Raw genomic sequence first — 14,026 nt, 5'->3', positions numbered from 1 at the left:
GTGGTCCGCGACCGCGTTCGGTCGGGCGTCCCACTGTACGACAGCGGCGGCCGTCCGCCGAAATCACACCCCCACCGCGACCGTGACGATCGCCTTGCCGAACACCTTCGCGCCGCCACACGTCACCGCCAGCGCGACGTCGGCGCTCGCCCCGTCCTCGGCCACTCTGCGCACCGTGCCGGACACCTGCAGCACCGCGGGCTCCTCGGCCGGCACCACCACGGGCCCGGCGAACCGGATCGATGTGGCCAGGACGCGGTCCGCTCCCCCGGCCCACCCGGCCACGACCCCGATCGCCAGCGCGGAGGTGAGCATCCCGTGCGCCACCACGCCGGGCAGGCCGAGCGCCTGCGCCGCCCCGTCCTCGAGGTGGATCGGGTTGTGGTCGCCCGAGGCCTCGGCGTAGCGACGCAGGTCGGCACGGGTGATCTCCACGTCGCGGGAAGGCAACGCGTCGCCGACGGACGGGGCGACGGGCGGGGTCGTCGTCGGGGTCGTCGTCGGGTCGTGCGGCGTCGTCATCCCTCCACCTCCGCGGTGAGCAGTGCACTGGTCAGGGTCTGGACGGCCGCGCCGCGGGCGTCGCGCAGGACGGTGTCGAAGCCGATCATCCGCCCGCCGCGCGCCGATCGCACGCCGGTGACCGTCGCGGTGGCGGTGAGGACGTCGCCGACCCGGATCGGTCGGTGGTGCTCGCTGGATTGCGCGGTGTGGAGGGTGCGCGAGAGGTCGATGCGCAGCGCGGGGTGGTCCATCACTGCGCGCTGGACCGGGGCGGTCAGCGCGGCGGCGAGGGTCGCCGGAAGCTGTCCGGGCGGTGCGGAGACCGCCTCGGCGAAGCGCGCGACCACCGCGTCGGTGACCGTGACGGGATCCCCGACGACGACGACGGGGTCATCAGCGTTATCTGTGCTCACACCCGGCGACGCTACCCGAGCATCGGTGCCCGTCCCGCCGGTCCCGCCCGGTGGCCGCCGCCCCCGGCCCGCCGCCGGCCCGGCCTACCACCGGCCCGAGGCCGGGTCACACGTATCGGAGTCACACGTATCGGAAGTCCTCGCCCTGCGCCCACGCGAGGAGCTTGTCGGCGGTCTCACGCCGCGACGGCGGGTGGTAGCCGAACACCTGGACGGCCTCGAAGGCGTACGCCAGCTCGGGATCCTGCATATAGGCGAACCCGCCCACGGCCTCGCGGACCCCGGACTGGACGCGGACCAGGGCCTCGCGCATCGACCAACGGACCAGCGCGAGGCGGGCGGACAGATCACCCCCGCGCTCGCCGGAGTCGAACGCGGCCGCCACGGCCAGCAGCGCGGTGCGCATCGTCTCCACCTCGGCCAGCACGGTCGCGAACAGCTTCGGGTCCACCGTGTCCCTGGCCGCGAGGGCTTCCACCAGGCGTGCGGCCACGCCGAGGTAGCCGGCGCTGATGAGCAGTCCGAACCACAGGTAGCCGGTCATCTCATGGACGTCGTCGGGGTCGTTCTCCGAGGTGAGGAACACCATGTCGGACTCGACCCGCACCTCGTCCAGCACCAGCGCGTCGCTCTCGGCCGCGGCCAGGACGGGCGCCTTCCAGAAGTCCTCGCGGGTCAGGCCGTCGGAGCCGTTGAACACCAGGACGACAGCCCGCTCGGAGTCGTCGACCAGAGCGCTGGCCACGAGCAGCGACATGGACCGGGACAGACTGCAGGGCATCTTGCGACCGGAGAGCACGTAGTCGTCGCCCTCCCTGCGCGCGGTCATCGTGGGACGGAACACGGACCCGCCGGGCTTGCCCTCGGAGAACCCGGACGCCATCACGGTGCGCTGCTCAACCAGGGAGCGGATGAGCTCGCGCTCGTCCGGCGTCGCGTCCTCGGCGGCCTCGAAGAGGGTGGCGCAGGACAGGTGATGCATGGTCGTCGCCGCCGCCAGCGACGGGGCCAGTGCGCCGACCGCGGTCTGGAACCGGACCGCCTCTACTGCTGTTGCGCCACGGCCTGCCAGTTCGGCGGGAACGATCAGCCCGGTGGCATCGGTGGCGGCCCACTCGGCGATCGCGCTGGAATCGGGGCTCTCATTGGCCATCAGGCCCGCGGTGGACAGTCGTTCCCGCAGGCCCGGCGCGTAGTGGTCCAGAACGGCGTACTCGGTGGTCAGGGTCATGGGGTTCCTTTCGTTGGGTGGCGATCAGAGCTGATCGGCGTCGCCGGCCGATCGAGACCGCCTGCGGCCGGGGCTCGGTGGCGGTCAGCCGCCCGCGAGCATGAGTCGGGCGGCCTCGGCGCTCGTCCGTGCCGGTCTCCAGCCGGTGGCGTGGCGCAGGCGCCGGGACGTCGTGACGGGTTCACCGGGCGTCACCCAGTGGGACGAGTAGGGCAGCAGTCGGAGTCGGTAGCCCAGGTCCGCCAGGCGGCCGGCGAGTCCGAGCGGCAGGGGCACGCACAGCGAGCGGTTCCAGCGGCACATCTGCGCGACGGTGACCGCGTCCTCGGCTCCCACGTTGAACTCGCCGTCCACCCGGTCGCGGATCACCCGGACGTACGCGTCGGCCAGATCGTCCTGGTGGAGGAACTGGTAGTACGAGCGCCACGGTGTCGGGTAGGCGACGACCCGGGCCCGCATCGACGCCAGTCCGGAGTTGTCCATGTCCGGGCCCACGATGTAGGTGGGGCGCAGGACGGCCACGGCCATCCGGCCACCACTCGTGTGGCGCCAGCGGCGGATGTCCTCCTCGACCAGGGCCTTGTGGTGCAGGTAGTAGTGCTCGGGCCCCGCACCGATCGGGGCCGATTCGTCCAGGACCTCGGGCCCACCGCGGGGCCCGTAGGCGTTGACGCTGGAGGTCATCACGCAGATCGCGGCCCCGGCCGCGTCGGCCGCGCGGAGGATCCGGGCGGAGCCGTCCACGTTGACCCGGCGGGCCGCGGCCTTGTCCCTGGGCTCCTCCACGACGAACGCGCAGTGGATCACCGCGTCGGCGCCGGCCATGACCCGGTCGACGGGGTCGGTGGCCAGGTCCAGCGCCACCGTCTCGATACGCGGGTCGGACACCCGCAGCGGCGAGCGTGAGATCGCGACTATCGAATCGACCCGGCTCTCGGTGATCAGCCGTCGCAGGATCGCCGTGCCGAAGTCGCCGGAGGCACCGGTCAGCACGACCCGCATCAGGCCGGCGCCCCGACGAGTTCCGCGAGCACGCCGTCGATCGCCTCGGCGGCGTGCGCCAGCTGCTCCTCGGTGTGCTCAGAGGTCACGCACACCCTCAGGATCGCGCCCGACGCGGGGACGGCCGGGCTGACCGCGGTGCCGGTGTACACGCCGCGCGCCATCAGTCGGTTCCATGCCTCGAACGCCAACATGTCGTCGCCCACGTGTACCGGCACGATCGGCGACCAGTCGGCGCCGGCGTGCCCCGAGCCGCACTCGTGGCCGCGGCGCTCGAGTTCCGCACGCAGTCCCGTGGCCTTGTGCCGCAGAGCCTCCACGCGACGTGCGCCCTCGTCACTGCGGATGATCCGCACGGCCGCCAGCACGCCGGCAACCGTCGCGGGCACGGCCGCGGTGGAGAACAACATCGGTCGCGCACTGACCCGCAACCCGGCGATCAGCTCGCGGCTGCCCGTGATGAAGCCGCCGATGGAGGCGGTGGCCTTGGACAGCGACGACATGGTCACGTCCACGTCGGCCGAGCACTCACATTCCTCTGCCCAGCCGCGACGGTTCTGTCCGTAGAGACCGAGGGCGTGGGCCTCGTCGACCATCAGTGCCGCGCCGTGCTCGCGCGCCGACGCCGCGATCTGCGGGACCGGGGCCAGGCTGCCCTCCATCGAGTACAGCGAATCCACGACCACCAGGATCTGGTCGGCCCCCGACCTGCGGGCCGCGACCAGGGCCTTGTCGAGTGATCCGAGGTCGTTGTGGGCGAACACGTGGGGCGTCGCGCGGGACATCCGGATGCCGTCGTGGATCGAGGCGTGGGCGAACTGGTCCACCACCACCGCGTCGTCGGGACCCAACAGGGCGGCCAGCGTCCCGAGGTTGGTCTGGTAGCCGGTCGAGAAGCTCAGGCTCTGCTCGGTGCCGAACCAGCGGGTGATCTCGTCCTCGAACTCCTCGTGCAGCTCCATGGTGCCGTTGAGCAGGCGACTTCCGGTACTGGCCGCGCCGAATTCCCGGACCGCGCGGACCGCCGCCTCGACGACCTCGGGATGCTGGGCCAGACCCAGGTAGTTGTTCGACCCGAGCATGATCCGCTCGGTGCCGTCGTAGGTGGTCACGGTGCCGCAGCCGGACTGCGACGCGGCGAAGTACGGGCTCTGGCCGGCCGCGGTGATGGCCTCGAAGAGTTGCACACGGTCGTCGCCGTGCAGGCGGTCGATGATGGGGTGGTTCACGGAGGATCCTTTCCGTCGGGGTTCTCGGGCTTCGCGACGGATGGACTGCCGGATGGGTGGGCCCGGCACAACTTTTTCCTTATGACCGCCCGGCCGGCGGCCCGACCACGTCCGATTCTCCGAACCGGGTGCCCCTATTGACTTTCGATAGGTATTTAGCGATACTCATTGCATGAACATCGTCATTCGTGCGGTCCTACCGCTTAGGGCGCTCCTGGTCCTGCTGTTCGCGATCCTGCTGGTGTTCCAGACCATGTCGCTGCCCGGCCAGTTCGCCCACATGGCCGCGGAGCACCCTGAGAGCGCACATCTGCGCTGGCCGCTGACGGCCGTGACGGTCTTCTGGGTGCTGTGCATCCAGGTGGTGATCGTCGCGACGTGGAGGCTGCTCGGGATGGTGGTGGCCGACCGGATCTTCACGGTGGCCTCGTTGAAATGGGTGGACGTGATCCTCGGTGCGATCGTCGCCGCCTGGCTGGTGCTGGCCGGGGTGTTCCTGGTGGTGGGGTTCACCGCCGACGACCCCGGGCTGCCGCTCCTACTCCTGCTGATGGTGACGATCATCGCGGTGGCCGCGTTGCTGATGGTCGTGATGCGTGCGCTACTGCGGCAGGCGACCGGGCTGCGTACGGATATGGACGCGGTGATCTGATGCCCATCGTGGTGCGAATCGACGTTGAGCTGGCCCGGCGCAAGATGAGCGTCGGCGAGTTCGCGGAGCGGGTGGGCCTGACGCCGGCCAACGTCTCCGTCCTCAAGAACGGGCGGGCCAAGGCGGTGCGCTTCAGCACGCTCGACGCCATGTGTCGGGTGCTCGACTGCCAACCCGGAGACCTGCTCGAGTGGGTCGAGGAAGACCAGAACGACGACAACGACGACGACAACGAGGTCGGTCGATGAAGGCGGCAGCGCGTTTCGTGGTGATCCTCATCGGCCTTCTCACGGTGATCGGTCTCGGGATCGCCGGGCTGATCCTCGGTGAGGCCGATGATTCCCCGGGGCTGCAGGCGATCGGGGTGGTGCTCATCGTGATCCCGGTGGTCGTCGCCCTGCGGACACCGCATACGCCGAAGCCCTGAATGTCGCACCCCTCAACTCCTACGGTGGAGGGGAGTCGACCAGGGAGAGAGCCGTGCGCCAGAACAGTCCGACCGACCAGAGCCGCCGGGACACCGGAACGGGGCCGTCCCCCGTCGAGGGGCACGGTGGCTCGCACGCCACGGCCGTGGCCGCCGCGCACGGGGTGCGGACCGTGTTCACCCTGTCCGGCGCTCACGTCTTCCCGATGTACGACGCGGCCGAGAAAGAGGACCACGGCGTCTCGCTCCTGGACGTGCGGCACGAGCAGACGGCGGCGTTCGCGGCCGAGGCGACCGGCAAACTCACCCGCTCCCCCGGCCTGGCGGTGTTGACCGCCGGTCCGGGCGTCACCAACGGGGTCAGCGCGTTGGCGCAGGCGACGTTCTCGGGAGCTCCGATGGTCATGATCGGCGGGCGGGCCCCGGCGGCGCGGTGGGGCACCGGCAGTCTGCAGGAGTTCGACCACGTGCCGGTCGTGCAGTCCGTGACCGTGTCAGCGGAGACCGCCCGAGACACCGCCGACATCGCCCCCGCCACCCATCGCGCGTTCACCGCCGCGGGCACCGCCCACCGCGGTCCGGCGTTCCTCGACGTGCACATGGACCACTTCTTCGATCGCAGCGAGTCGGTGCGGCCCGGCCCGGGCCCGGCCGACGACGGCTCCCCCGCCGCCGCGCCCGACCGCTCCCCCGACACCGACGCCGTCGACCGGATCGCCGACCTGATCGTGGGCGCCGAGCGGCCCGTGGTGGTGATCGGCTCGGACGTGTGGGCCGACGGCGCCGAGGAGGCGGCGCTGCGCTGCGTGGAGACGCTCGGGTTGCCGACGATCCCCAACGGCATGGGCCGCGGGATCCTGCCCGCGGGGCATCCGCTGCTGGTGACCAAGGCCCGCGGCCTGGCGTTCGGCACCGCCGATCTGGTGATCGTGGTGGGGACACCGCTCGATTTCCGGCTCGGGTACGGGGTGTTCGGCGGCAAGGACGACGCGACGCCCGCGACCGTGATCCACATCGCGGACTCCGAGAGCCAGCTCAGCCACCACGCCTCCCCGGCCGTGGCGACCGCCGGAGACCTGGGCCGGATCTTCGACGCGATGCTGGCGGCGGTCGAGAAGCGCCCCACGCGACCCGACCGGAGCAGCTGGACGGCCTCGCTGCGGGAGAAGGCGGACGCCACCCACGCCGCCGATCTGGAGCTGTTCTCCGCGAGCGCGGACCCGATCCACCCGGGGCGGATCTACGGCGAGCTGCTCCCGCGACTGGCCGAGGACGCGGTGGTGATCGGCGACGGCGGGGACTTCGTGTCCTACGCCGGCAAGTTCATCGAGCCCGCCCGGCCCGGCAACTGGCTCGACCCCGGGCCCTTCGGCTGCCTCGGCGCGGGGCTGGGTGCGGCGATCGCGGCCCGCATCGCCCGCCCGTCGAGCCAGGTGGTGCTCCTGCTCGGCGACGGCGCCGCCGGCTTCTCCCTCATCGACGTGGACACGCTCGTGCGGCACAATCTGCCCGTGGTGATGGTGATGGGGAACAACGGTGCGTGGGGCCTGGAGAAGGGTCCGATGCAGATGCTGTACGGCTACGACGTGATCGCCGACCTCGCCCCGGGAACCCGCTACGACGAGGTGGTCCGCGCCCTCGGCGGGGCCGGCGAGATGGTGACCGATCCGGCGCAGATCGGCCCGGCCCTGGACCGCGCGTTCGCCAGCGGGGTTCCGTACCTGGTGAACGTGATCACCGATGTCGAGGCCATGTACCCGCGCTCGACGTTCGGGGTGTGACCGGCCGCCCGATTTCCGCAACCCCTGAGGGCTGAAGGGGTAAGGGCCCGCGCCTGAGAAGACGAAAGCCGTCCACGGATCCGTGGACGGCTTTCGTCAGGAGTACCGGTGGGGGGACTCGATCCCCCGACCTCACGATTATGAGTCGTGCGCTCTAACCAGCTGAGCTACACCGGCATGCTCTGCTAGTCGGACGATCGCGCCGCCCGCACAGTGCGAGCCCCCTGTCGGAATCGAACCGACGACCTTTTCCTTACCATGGAAACGCTCTGCCGACTGAGCTAAGGGGGCGGGCCACATCGAGTCTCGGACTGTCCGTCCTCGGCTCGGTGCGTAAGCCTTTAGCAGATTACACACAGGCTTCGAGCGCACACAAATCGGCTGGTCAACGGTGGCCTACCCCGATCTGAGCGGCGGCTGCTCGCCGTCGGGGGTGGCAGAATGCTCGCATGCGCATCTCCGTGGTCGTTCCCGTCCTGGACGACGTCGATGAACTCCGCGGATGCCTCGCCGCACTGCTCGGGCAGTCACGACCGGCCGACGAGATCGTCGTGGTCGACAACGGCTGCTCCGACGACAGCGCGGCCGTCGCCCTCGCCGCGGGCGCGCGGGTGATCGAGGAGCCCGTCAGGGGCATCCCGGCTGCGGCGGCGGCCGGCTACGACTCGGCAACAGGCGATGTGATCGCCCGGCTGGACGCGGACTCTCGCCCCGGCCCCGACTGGCTCGCCCGGATCGAGACGGCCTTTGAGACGGACGCGGCGCTTTCGGCACTCTCCGGGCCCGGCGAGTTCATCGGGCTCGAAGGATGGCGCGCTGCGGCGGCCCGGGTGCTCTACATGGACGCCTTCTTCCTGTCGGTCGGCGCGGCGATGGCCCACCCGGTGCTGTTCGGTTCCAACCTGGCGATGCGCCGCAGTGCGTGGGATCGGGCGCGCGATGGTGTCGACCGGACTGACCCCGAACTCCACGACGACATCGACCTGTCGTTCCAGTTCGGCGCCGCCGACCGCGTGGTCGTGGACCGCTCGCTGAGCGTCGGGATCTCCGCGCGCCCCTTCGACGACCCGGCCGCCATGCGGAGACGGTTCTCCCGCGCGTTCCGGACGATCTTCCGTAACTGGCGCACGAGCCCACCCTCGCAGCGGTGGCTGGAGCGCGCCCGGCGCTGAGAGACGTGCACGGTCCGGGCCGAGCGGAAGGGCCGGGCGGCGAGGCGGCGGTCAGGCCCAGACGAGAACCGACCAGAGGACGAGTTGGGTCACGCAGAAGCCGGCCAGCATGTTGAGCACGAGGAAGCGCTTCCAGCCCTCATTGGTCGCCTCGGCGGTCGAATCGTCGACCCGTAGGTAGGCGGCGACCGTCGCCAGGTACGGCAGGATCGCGAACGCCGCACCCGACGCGGGCCACGGCGCGCAGATCAGCAACACCAGGACGGCGGCGACGTAACAGGCCAGCGCGAACCAGACGGTGCTCCGCGCCCCGAGCACGGTCGCGACCGACTTGAGGTCGGCTTCGCGGTCGAAACGCACATCCTGCACGGCCCCGAACGCCTGGGACGCCGCGCCCCACAGCATGAACGCGACCAGGCACGCCCACACCCCCGCGGTGAGTTCGGCCCCGGCGATCGTCCACCCGATGATGGCCGGGGAGACGAAGTGGAATGCGGATGTGATCGAGTCCAGGAACGGGACTTCCTTGAACCGCATTCCTCTGGCGCTGTAGGCGATCACGGCGAACATGCTGGCCGCCAGCCACAGTGATGATTCCGCCGAACCCACCAGGACCAGGTAGACCAGGAACGGCACCGTCGTCACGGCCGAGGCCACGAGCGTCGCCGTGTGCCGCGACCGGTCGAGCACGGCGCCCTCGACCCCGCCCTTGCGCGGATTGCGTAGGTCGGACTCGTAGTCGAAGACGTCGTTGATCCCGTACATCGCGAGGTTGTACGGCACCAGGAAGAAGACCGTGCCGATCACCCCCACGAGGTCGAATCCGCCGGTGGCCAGGAGGTAGGCCAGCGCGAACGGGGCGGCGGTGTTCACCCACGACACCGGACGCGATGACCAGAACAGCGTGGTCAGCAGTGCGGGCGGCGCCGGCCTATCCGGAACGCTGTCCCGAACGCTGTCCGGAACGCCTGCCGCGGAGTCCTGCGGAGAGGTGTGTTCGTCGGCCACGGCCGCCGGCGTCCGCGCCGTGAGTACGGACCACACCGAGGGCACGAACACGGCGGCGGCGATCGCATACGAGAAGTCCTCGATCGGCGCCAGCCCGAGGCGCAGACCGCTGGTGAGCGCGTCGTCGTAGGCCACGAAACCGGCGGCGATCATGAGATTGTCGAAGATCGCGGTGAGGACGAGCAGCACCACCAGCGAGCCGCCGACGCCGAGCAACCACCGCCGTCGCTCGGCCCCGCGCAGTCGCCACAGGGCGATCGCCGCGGCGCCGAGCACCGGGATCGACATGGTGAGGTTGATGGTCGTGTAGATACCGGTCACGGGTGCTCCCCCGTTTCGTCGGTACGGGCCGGGTCGTTCCCTGTCCGCCGTGCGCGGAGGTGCTCGGCCGCGGCCGTCACCCCGGTCGCACAGACCAGCGCCAGGTACGACAGGAACGCCAGGAACACCACCTCTTCGACAGGGATCTCCGGCGCGATGAGCAGTCCGGTCATGAAGTCGGTCGTGCCGCGGAAGAACACACCGCTGCGCACGCCGAGTACGTCCCAGGTCAGGAACAACGCCACTGCGGCGGTGACGGCCAGCGCGGTGGCGGCCGGGGCGCGGAATGCGGCGAGACGCCAGCGGTGGTCGATCACGAGGATCCCCGCGAACGAGAGGGCCTGGACAGCCAGGTACGCCAGCCCGATCACCCGCTGAACACCGTGCCTCCGCCCGGCTCGGCCACCGGGGCGGTGCCGGTGTCGCCGCGCACGTGCTTGAGCACCAACTCCGCACTGATGAGGCACATCGGCAGCCCGATCCCCGGAATGGTCGAGGCGCCCGCGTAGAACAGCCCGTCGACGTGCCTGCTGACGTTGCGGGTGCGGAAGAACGCGCTCTGCGCCAGGGTATGTGCCGGGCCGAGTGCGGTACCGCGCCAGGCGCCCAGATCCGCCTCGAGATCGGCCGGCGCGATGGTGCGGCGTACGACGATCCGCTCGGCGAGGTCCGGGATGCCGGTCCAGTCGGCGATCTGCGCGATCGCCTGGTCGGCGGCCGCCTCGATCGTCGCGTCACCGGCACCGTCGACACCGCCACGCCCCGACGCGGGGTCGGCGGGGATCGGCACCAGGACGAAGAGGTTCTCGTGACCCTCCGGCGCGATCCCGGCATTCGGGTCGGTGTCGGTCGCGCTCGGCCTACAGACGTAGAGGGAGGCGGGATCGGGGATGTGCGGCTCGTCACCGAAGATGGCGTCGAACCCCTCCTCCCAGCGCTCGGTGAACAACAGCGTGTGGTGCGCCAGCTGCGGCAGCTCGCCGCGCACGCCGAGCAGCACGAGCAACGCACCGGGCCCCGGCATACGCCGGTCCCAGTAGGACTGCGGGTAGGTGCGGAGGTGGTCCGGCAGCCACCGGGTCTCGAGGTGGTGCAGGTCCGCGGCGCCGACGACGAGGCCGGCCGGCAGCGTCCGCTCGGCTCCTGCCCGGTCACGTACCCGGACCCCCGTCACGGAGGGCCTTTCCGGGCCGGGGTCGGAGACCGTGAGGGCGATCGCCTCGGTGCCGGTGTGGATGCGCACGCCCTGCTGCTCGGCCACCCTCCGGACGGCCGCGATGAGCTCGGCGAAACCGCCGCGCGGGTAGAGCACCCCGTCGGCCAGGTCGAGGTGACTCATGAGGTGATAGATCGACGGCGCGAGGTACGGCGAGGAGCCCAGGAACACCGCCGGGTAGCCGAGGATCTGCTGGATGCGGCGGTCCCGGAAGCGGCGGGCCACGTACGACTGCAGCGGCTGGGCGAGCCGCGCGAGCAGCGTCCCCGCGCGGGCCACGACCTCCCGCCGCACCAGGGCCGGGTACGAGGTGAAGTTCGTGTAGAGGAACCGCCGCAGTGCGAGATCGTAGGTCATGCGGGCCGAGTCGAGATACTTCTCCAGGGCCGCGCCGGCCCCCGGCTCGAGAGACTCGAACAGCGCGGTGGAGGCGGCCCGGTCCGAGCGGACGTCGACCGGCTCGGACTGGTTCTCGAAGTACACGCGGTAGCCGGGGTCCAGGCGGACCAGGTCGAGCTGCTCGGCGGACGAGGTGCCGCAGAGTCGGAAGAAGTGGTCGAACACCTCCGGCATGAGGAACCACGACGGGCCCGTGTCGAAGCGGAACCCTCCGGACGACCAGCTACCCGCCCGGCCGCCGACCTCCTCGGTGGCCTCGACGAGCGTGACGTCACGGCCCTCCCGGGCGAGTAGCGCGGCAGTGGCCAGCCCGGCGATACCGCCGCCCACCACCACGACAGGACCGTCGGGGGCGACGGGTCGACCCCGACGCAGCCGCAGTCGCAGCCGCTCGAACTCACCACTCATCGGGACTCCCCCGACCGTTGGGAGACCCGGCGACCGGTGGCCGCGGCGCGGGCGATGATCTTCAGCTTCACCGCGTCGGGCACGCGGACCCGTCCGGAGCTCACTCCGGCGGCGCCCGCGGCGCGCAGCCGCTCGTTGAGCTCCGCGAACAGATCGTGCGCGGCCAACACCGCGAGGCGGTCCCGGCCGGGGATCCGGTCGATCGCGATGCGGGCCAGCCGCAGGTCGACGTCCACGTCGTCCGCCAACTCCCGGACATCGCGGTCGGTCAGTGCGAGCGGATCCCGACCGGGCAGATAGTTGCGGCCGAGCTCTCCGGAATCCTCACGGACGTCCCGGAGGAAATTGACCTTCTGGAACGCCGATCCCAGTGCTCGTGCACCGGCTGCGAGCTCGTCGTCGTCGCCCGATCCGCCACCCGCGAACGTCCGCAGGCACATCTCCCCGATCACCTCCGCCGACCCGTGGATGTACCGGCGCAGCGACTCGTCGCTGTGCACGGTGACGTCCAGGTCCGCCTCCATCGAGTCGTAGAACGGGTCCACCAGGCGCGCGCCGATCCCGAACCGGCGTGCGGTGTCGGCGAAGGCGTGGGTGACGGGGTCCGGGTCCAGCCCCTGCTCGATCGCGCGGTGGGTGCGGCGGCGTGCCTCGGCGATGAGCTCGCGCGCGGCGGCCGGGTCGTCCATCGCGCCGTCGACGACCTCGTCGGCGACCCTCGCCCACGCGTAGATCGCGGCGACATGCGGCCGGGTGGCCGGCGACAACAGTCGGCAGGCCAGGGCGAAGGACGTGGAGTAGCGGCGCAGCAGCACCTGCGCGCACGCCCGCGCGGCCTCGGTGAACTCCGCGTGCGGGTTCGTCGGGGTCATCGGGTCCTCTCCAGGGCGGCGGCCAGGTGGGGTGCGAGGGCGGCCCGGATCGCGGCCGGGATGGTCGGACGGTCCAGCGCGGTGCGGGCCGCGGCGACCAGATCCTCGGCGACCCGCTGCGCGTGGTCCCGGGCCCCGCACTCGTACAGGAGATCACGCGCGGTATCCGGGTCGGGGTCTCCGTGGCCGTGGCCCCCGAGCGCGGCGTCGATGCGGGGCCACGCGTCGGTGGTGGCGGCGAACGCCAGTAGGACGGTGGGCGCACCGCGCAGGAGATCGCCCTCGTTGGACTTGCCCGTCTCGCCCGGGTCGCCGAACACTCCCAGCAGGTCGTCGACCACCTGATAGGCCGTGCCCAGGTGAGCGCCCGCTTCACGCAACGACTCGACGGTCTGGTCCCCGGCACCTGCGAGAATCGCGCCCAGCACGAGCGGCAGGGAGACCGAGTAGGCGGCGGTCTTGGCCTGGCCGATCGCCAGGGCACGCTCCCGGCTCGGCGGGCGGGCGTCAGCGGAATAGTGGATGTCGGCGTACTCGCCGGCCACGGAGGCCGCGACCGCCCGCTCGACCTCGTCGAGGACCCGGTGCACCGTCGGTGCGGGCACCGGCAGGCGTGCGAAGCCGCTCATCGCCGCGACAAGGAGCATGTCGCCTCCCAGCAGACCGGCGGCCCTGCCGACGCCCTCCGCGACCGCCGGGTCGGCGCCCCGAGCCGCCACCCGATCCCGCGTCCGGCCCTGGAGGTTGGACTGACCACGGCGGTGGTCGTCGCCGTCAACGACGTCGTCGTGGATGAGAAATGCCTCGTGGAGCAGTTCGAGCGCCTCGCCCACCGCGACCCGCACTGCAGGCTCCTCGCCACCGGCGGCGACGTACACGGCCTCGAGCAAAGCGGACCGTATCCCCTTGCCGGTGCGGGTCGTGGCGTCGAGATCCGCAACCCAGTCGTCGACGGCGGAGCCGAGCCCCGCTGGCACGTCACGCACGGCCATCCGAGGGACTGCGGGCACAGAACACAAGGTCATGCCCTGTTATTCGGAGCGGAGGCGAACGCGGATGGGTCCTGACCGCGCCCAGTCGAGTCCGAGCCTGTCGCCACCCACGTATGCACGCCGCCAGCCTATCGCGGCGCGCCGCGGCGACCGCCAGCGCTGAGGGGGTGTCCCTGAAATGCACGAAGACCCCCGCTTGTGGCAGAGGTCTCCGAGTGCCAGATGATGGATTCGAACCAACGAAGGCTAAGCCGACGGATTTACAATCCGCTCCCTTTGGCCGCTCGGGCAATCTGGCGTGCACCCCGCAGGGCGCAGAGACACAGTACAACGCCCCGCCCCCCGGGTACCAAATCGGGGGTCTCCGGGGGCGGGTAACCTGGCCTGGATCGACCGCAG

The 14,026-nt window shown here is 71.1% G+C and carries 15 protein-coding genes and 3 tRNA genes; 5 read left to right on the top strand and 13 right to left on the bottom strand.

The annotated features are described in order from the left end of the window. Positions 1-63 precede the first annotated feature (63 nt). The 5 genes from ACWGLC_RS03155 to ACWGLC_RS03135 form a co-directional block, all read right to left on the bottom strand. Positions 64-522, bottom strand: coding sequence for a MaoC/PaaZ C-terminal domain-containing protein (locus tag ACWGLC_RS03155; protein WP_452098539.1), 459 nt, complete (start codon positions 520-522; stop codon positions 64-66). Next, positions 519-917 (bottom strand): (3R)-hydroxyacyl-ACP dehydratase subunit HadA, encoded by a 399-nt coding sequence (gene hadA / locus ACWGLC_RS03150; protein ID WP_452098538.1) that lies wholly within the window; start codon positions 915-917, stop codon positions 519-521. Before hadA ends, ACWGLC_RS03155 begins: the two co-directional genes overlap by 4 nt. Before the next feature lie 121 nt (positions 918-1,038). After that, the gene (locus ACWGLC_RS03145) at positions 1,039-2,148 is read right to left on the bottom strand and encodes an acyl-CoA dehydrogenase family protein (RefSeq protein WP_452098537.1); all 1,110 of its coding nucleotides are present in this window, start codon (positions 2,146-2,148) and stop codon (positions 1,039-1,041) included. 84 nt (positions 2,149-2,232) lie between these two features. After that, complete coding sequence (locus ACWGLC_RS03140; RefSeq protein WP_452098536.1) at positions 2,233-3,150, bottom strand: NAD-dependent epimerase/dehydratase family protein; 918 nt, start codon at positions 3,148-3,150, stop codon at positions 2,233-2,235. Continuing rightward, positions 3,150-4,379: an aminotransferase class I/II-fold pyridoxal phosphate-dependent enzyme gene (locus ACWGLC_RS03135; protein ID WP_452098535.1), complete on the bottom strand. Its 1,230-nt coding sequence runs from the start codon at positions 4,377-4,379 to the stop codon at positions 3,150-3,152. Before ACWGLC_RS03135 ends, ACWGLC_RS03140 begins: the two co-directional genes overlap by 1 nt. A 172-nt stretch (positions 4,380-4,551) precedes the next feature. Here ACWGLC_RS03135 and ACWGLC_RS03130 point away from each other — a divergent pair, with 172 nt between their 5' ends. Genes ACWGLC_RS03130 through ACWGLC_RS03115 form a run of 4 tightly spaced genes read left to right on the top strand, consistent with a single transcriptional unit; the run spans position 4,552 to position 7,239 of the window. Then, positions 4,552-5,031: a DUF2975 domain-containing protein gene (locus ACWGLC_RS03130; RefSeq protein ID WP_230928315.1), complete on the top strand. Its 480-nt coding sequence runs from the start codon at positions 4,552-4,554 to the stop codon at positions 5,029-5,031. Next, a complete protein-coding gene (locus tag ACWGLC_RS03125; RefSeq protein WP_452098534.1) occupies positions 5,031-5,279 on the top strand; it encodes a helix-turn-helix domain-containing protein in 249 nt (82 codons plus the stop codon). Before ACWGLC_RS03130 ends, ACWGLC_RS03125 begins: the two co-directional genes overlap by 1 nt. Continuing rightward, the gene (locus ACWGLC_RS03120; protein ID WP_452098533.1) at positions 5,276-5,458 is read left to right on the top strand and encodes a hypothetical protein; all 183 of its coding nucleotides are present in this window, start codon (positions 5,276-5,278) and stop codon (positions 5,456-5,458) included. The genes ACWGLC_RS03125 and ACWGLC_RS03120 overlap by 4 nt, the downstream gene beginning before the upstream one ends. Positions 5,459-5,511: 53 nt before the next feature. After that, a complete protein-coding gene (locus tag ACWGLC_RS03115) occupies positions 5,512-7,239 on the top strand; it encodes an acetolactate synthase (RefSeq protein ID WP_452098532.1) in 1,728 nt (575 codons plus the stop codon). A 103-nt stretch (positions 7,240-7,342) separates the two neighbouring features. Here the strand turns inward: ACWGLC_RS03115 and ACWGLC_RS03110 are convergent. Both ACWGLC_RS03110 and ACWGLC_RS03105 read right to left on the bottom strand, forming a co-directional pair. Further along, positions 7,343-7,416: transfer RNA gene (locus ACWGLC_RS03110), tRNA-Met, on the bottom strand. 41 nt (positions 7,417-7,457) lie between these two features. Continuing rightward, a tRNA-Thr gene (locus ACWGLC_RS03105) sits at positions 7,458-7,530 on the bottom strand. Positions 7,531-7,688: 158 nt separating this feature from the next. Here ACWGLC_RS03105 and ACWGLC_RS03100 point away from each other — a divergent pair. Next, positions 7,689-8,411, top strand: a complete 723-nt coding sequence (locus ACWGLC_RS03100; protein WP_452098531.1) for a glycosyltransferase family 2 protein — start codon at positions 7,689-7,691, stop codon at positions 8,409-8,411. Between the two features lie 51 nt (positions 8,412-8,462). On the opposite strand, the gene ACWGLC_RS03095 is transcribed toward ACWGLC_RS03100, so the two are convergent. The 6 genes from ACWGLC_RS03095 to ACWGLC_RS03070 form a co-directional block, all read right to left on the bottom strand. Continuing rightward, positions 8,463-9,740, bottom strand: coding sequence for a prenyltransferase (locus tag ACWGLC_RS03095; RefSeq protein WP_452098530.1), 1,278 nt, complete (start codon positions 9,738-9,740; stop codon positions 8,463-8,465). After that, on the bottom strand, positions 9,737-10,111 hold the full coding sequence (locus ACWGLC_RS03090; protein ID WP_452098529.1) for a lycopene cyclase domain-containing protein: 375 nt from the start codon (positions 10,109-10,111) through the stop codon (positions 9,737-9,739). Before ACWGLC_RS03090 ends, ACWGLC_RS03095 begins: the two co-directional genes overlap by 4 nt. After that, positions 10,108-11,763 carry a phytoene desaturase family protein gene (crtI, locus tag ACWGLC_RS03085; protein ID WP_452098528.1) on the bottom strand — a complete coding sequence of 552 codons (1,656 nt, stop codon included), beginning with the start codon at positions 11,761-11,763 and terminating at the stop codon, positions 10,108-10,110. The genes ACWGLC_RS03090 and crtI overlap by 4 nt, the downstream gene beginning before the upstream one ends. Beyond that, positions 11,760-12,635: a phytoene/squalene synthase family protein gene (locus ACWGLC_RS03080; RefSeq protein ID WP_452098527.1), complete on the bottom strand. Its 876-nt coding sequence runs from the start codon at positions 12,633-12,635 to the stop codon at positions 11,760-11,762. Before ACWGLC_RS03080 ends, crtI begins: the two co-directional genes overlap by 4 nt. Then, positions 12,632-13,645, bottom strand: coding sequence for a polyprenyl synthetase family protein (locus ACWGLC_RS03075; RefSeq protein WP_452098526.1), 1,014 nt, complete (start codon positions 13,643-13,645; stop codon positions 12,632-12,634). The genes ACWGLC_RS03080 and ACWGLC_RS03075 overlap by 4 nt, the downstream gene beginning before the upstream one ends. Positions 13,646-13,843: 198 nt before the next feature. Further along, a tRNA-Tyr gene (locus ACWGLC_RS03070) sits at positions 13,844-13,925 on the bottom strand. Positions 13,926-14,026: the final 101 nt, after the last annotated feature.

Source organism: Dietzia sp. NPDC055877, from assembly GCF_053615975.1.
The sequence above is the reverse complement of the archived record's forward strand: the minus strand, read 5'-3'. Positions and strand labels throughout refer to the sequence as shown.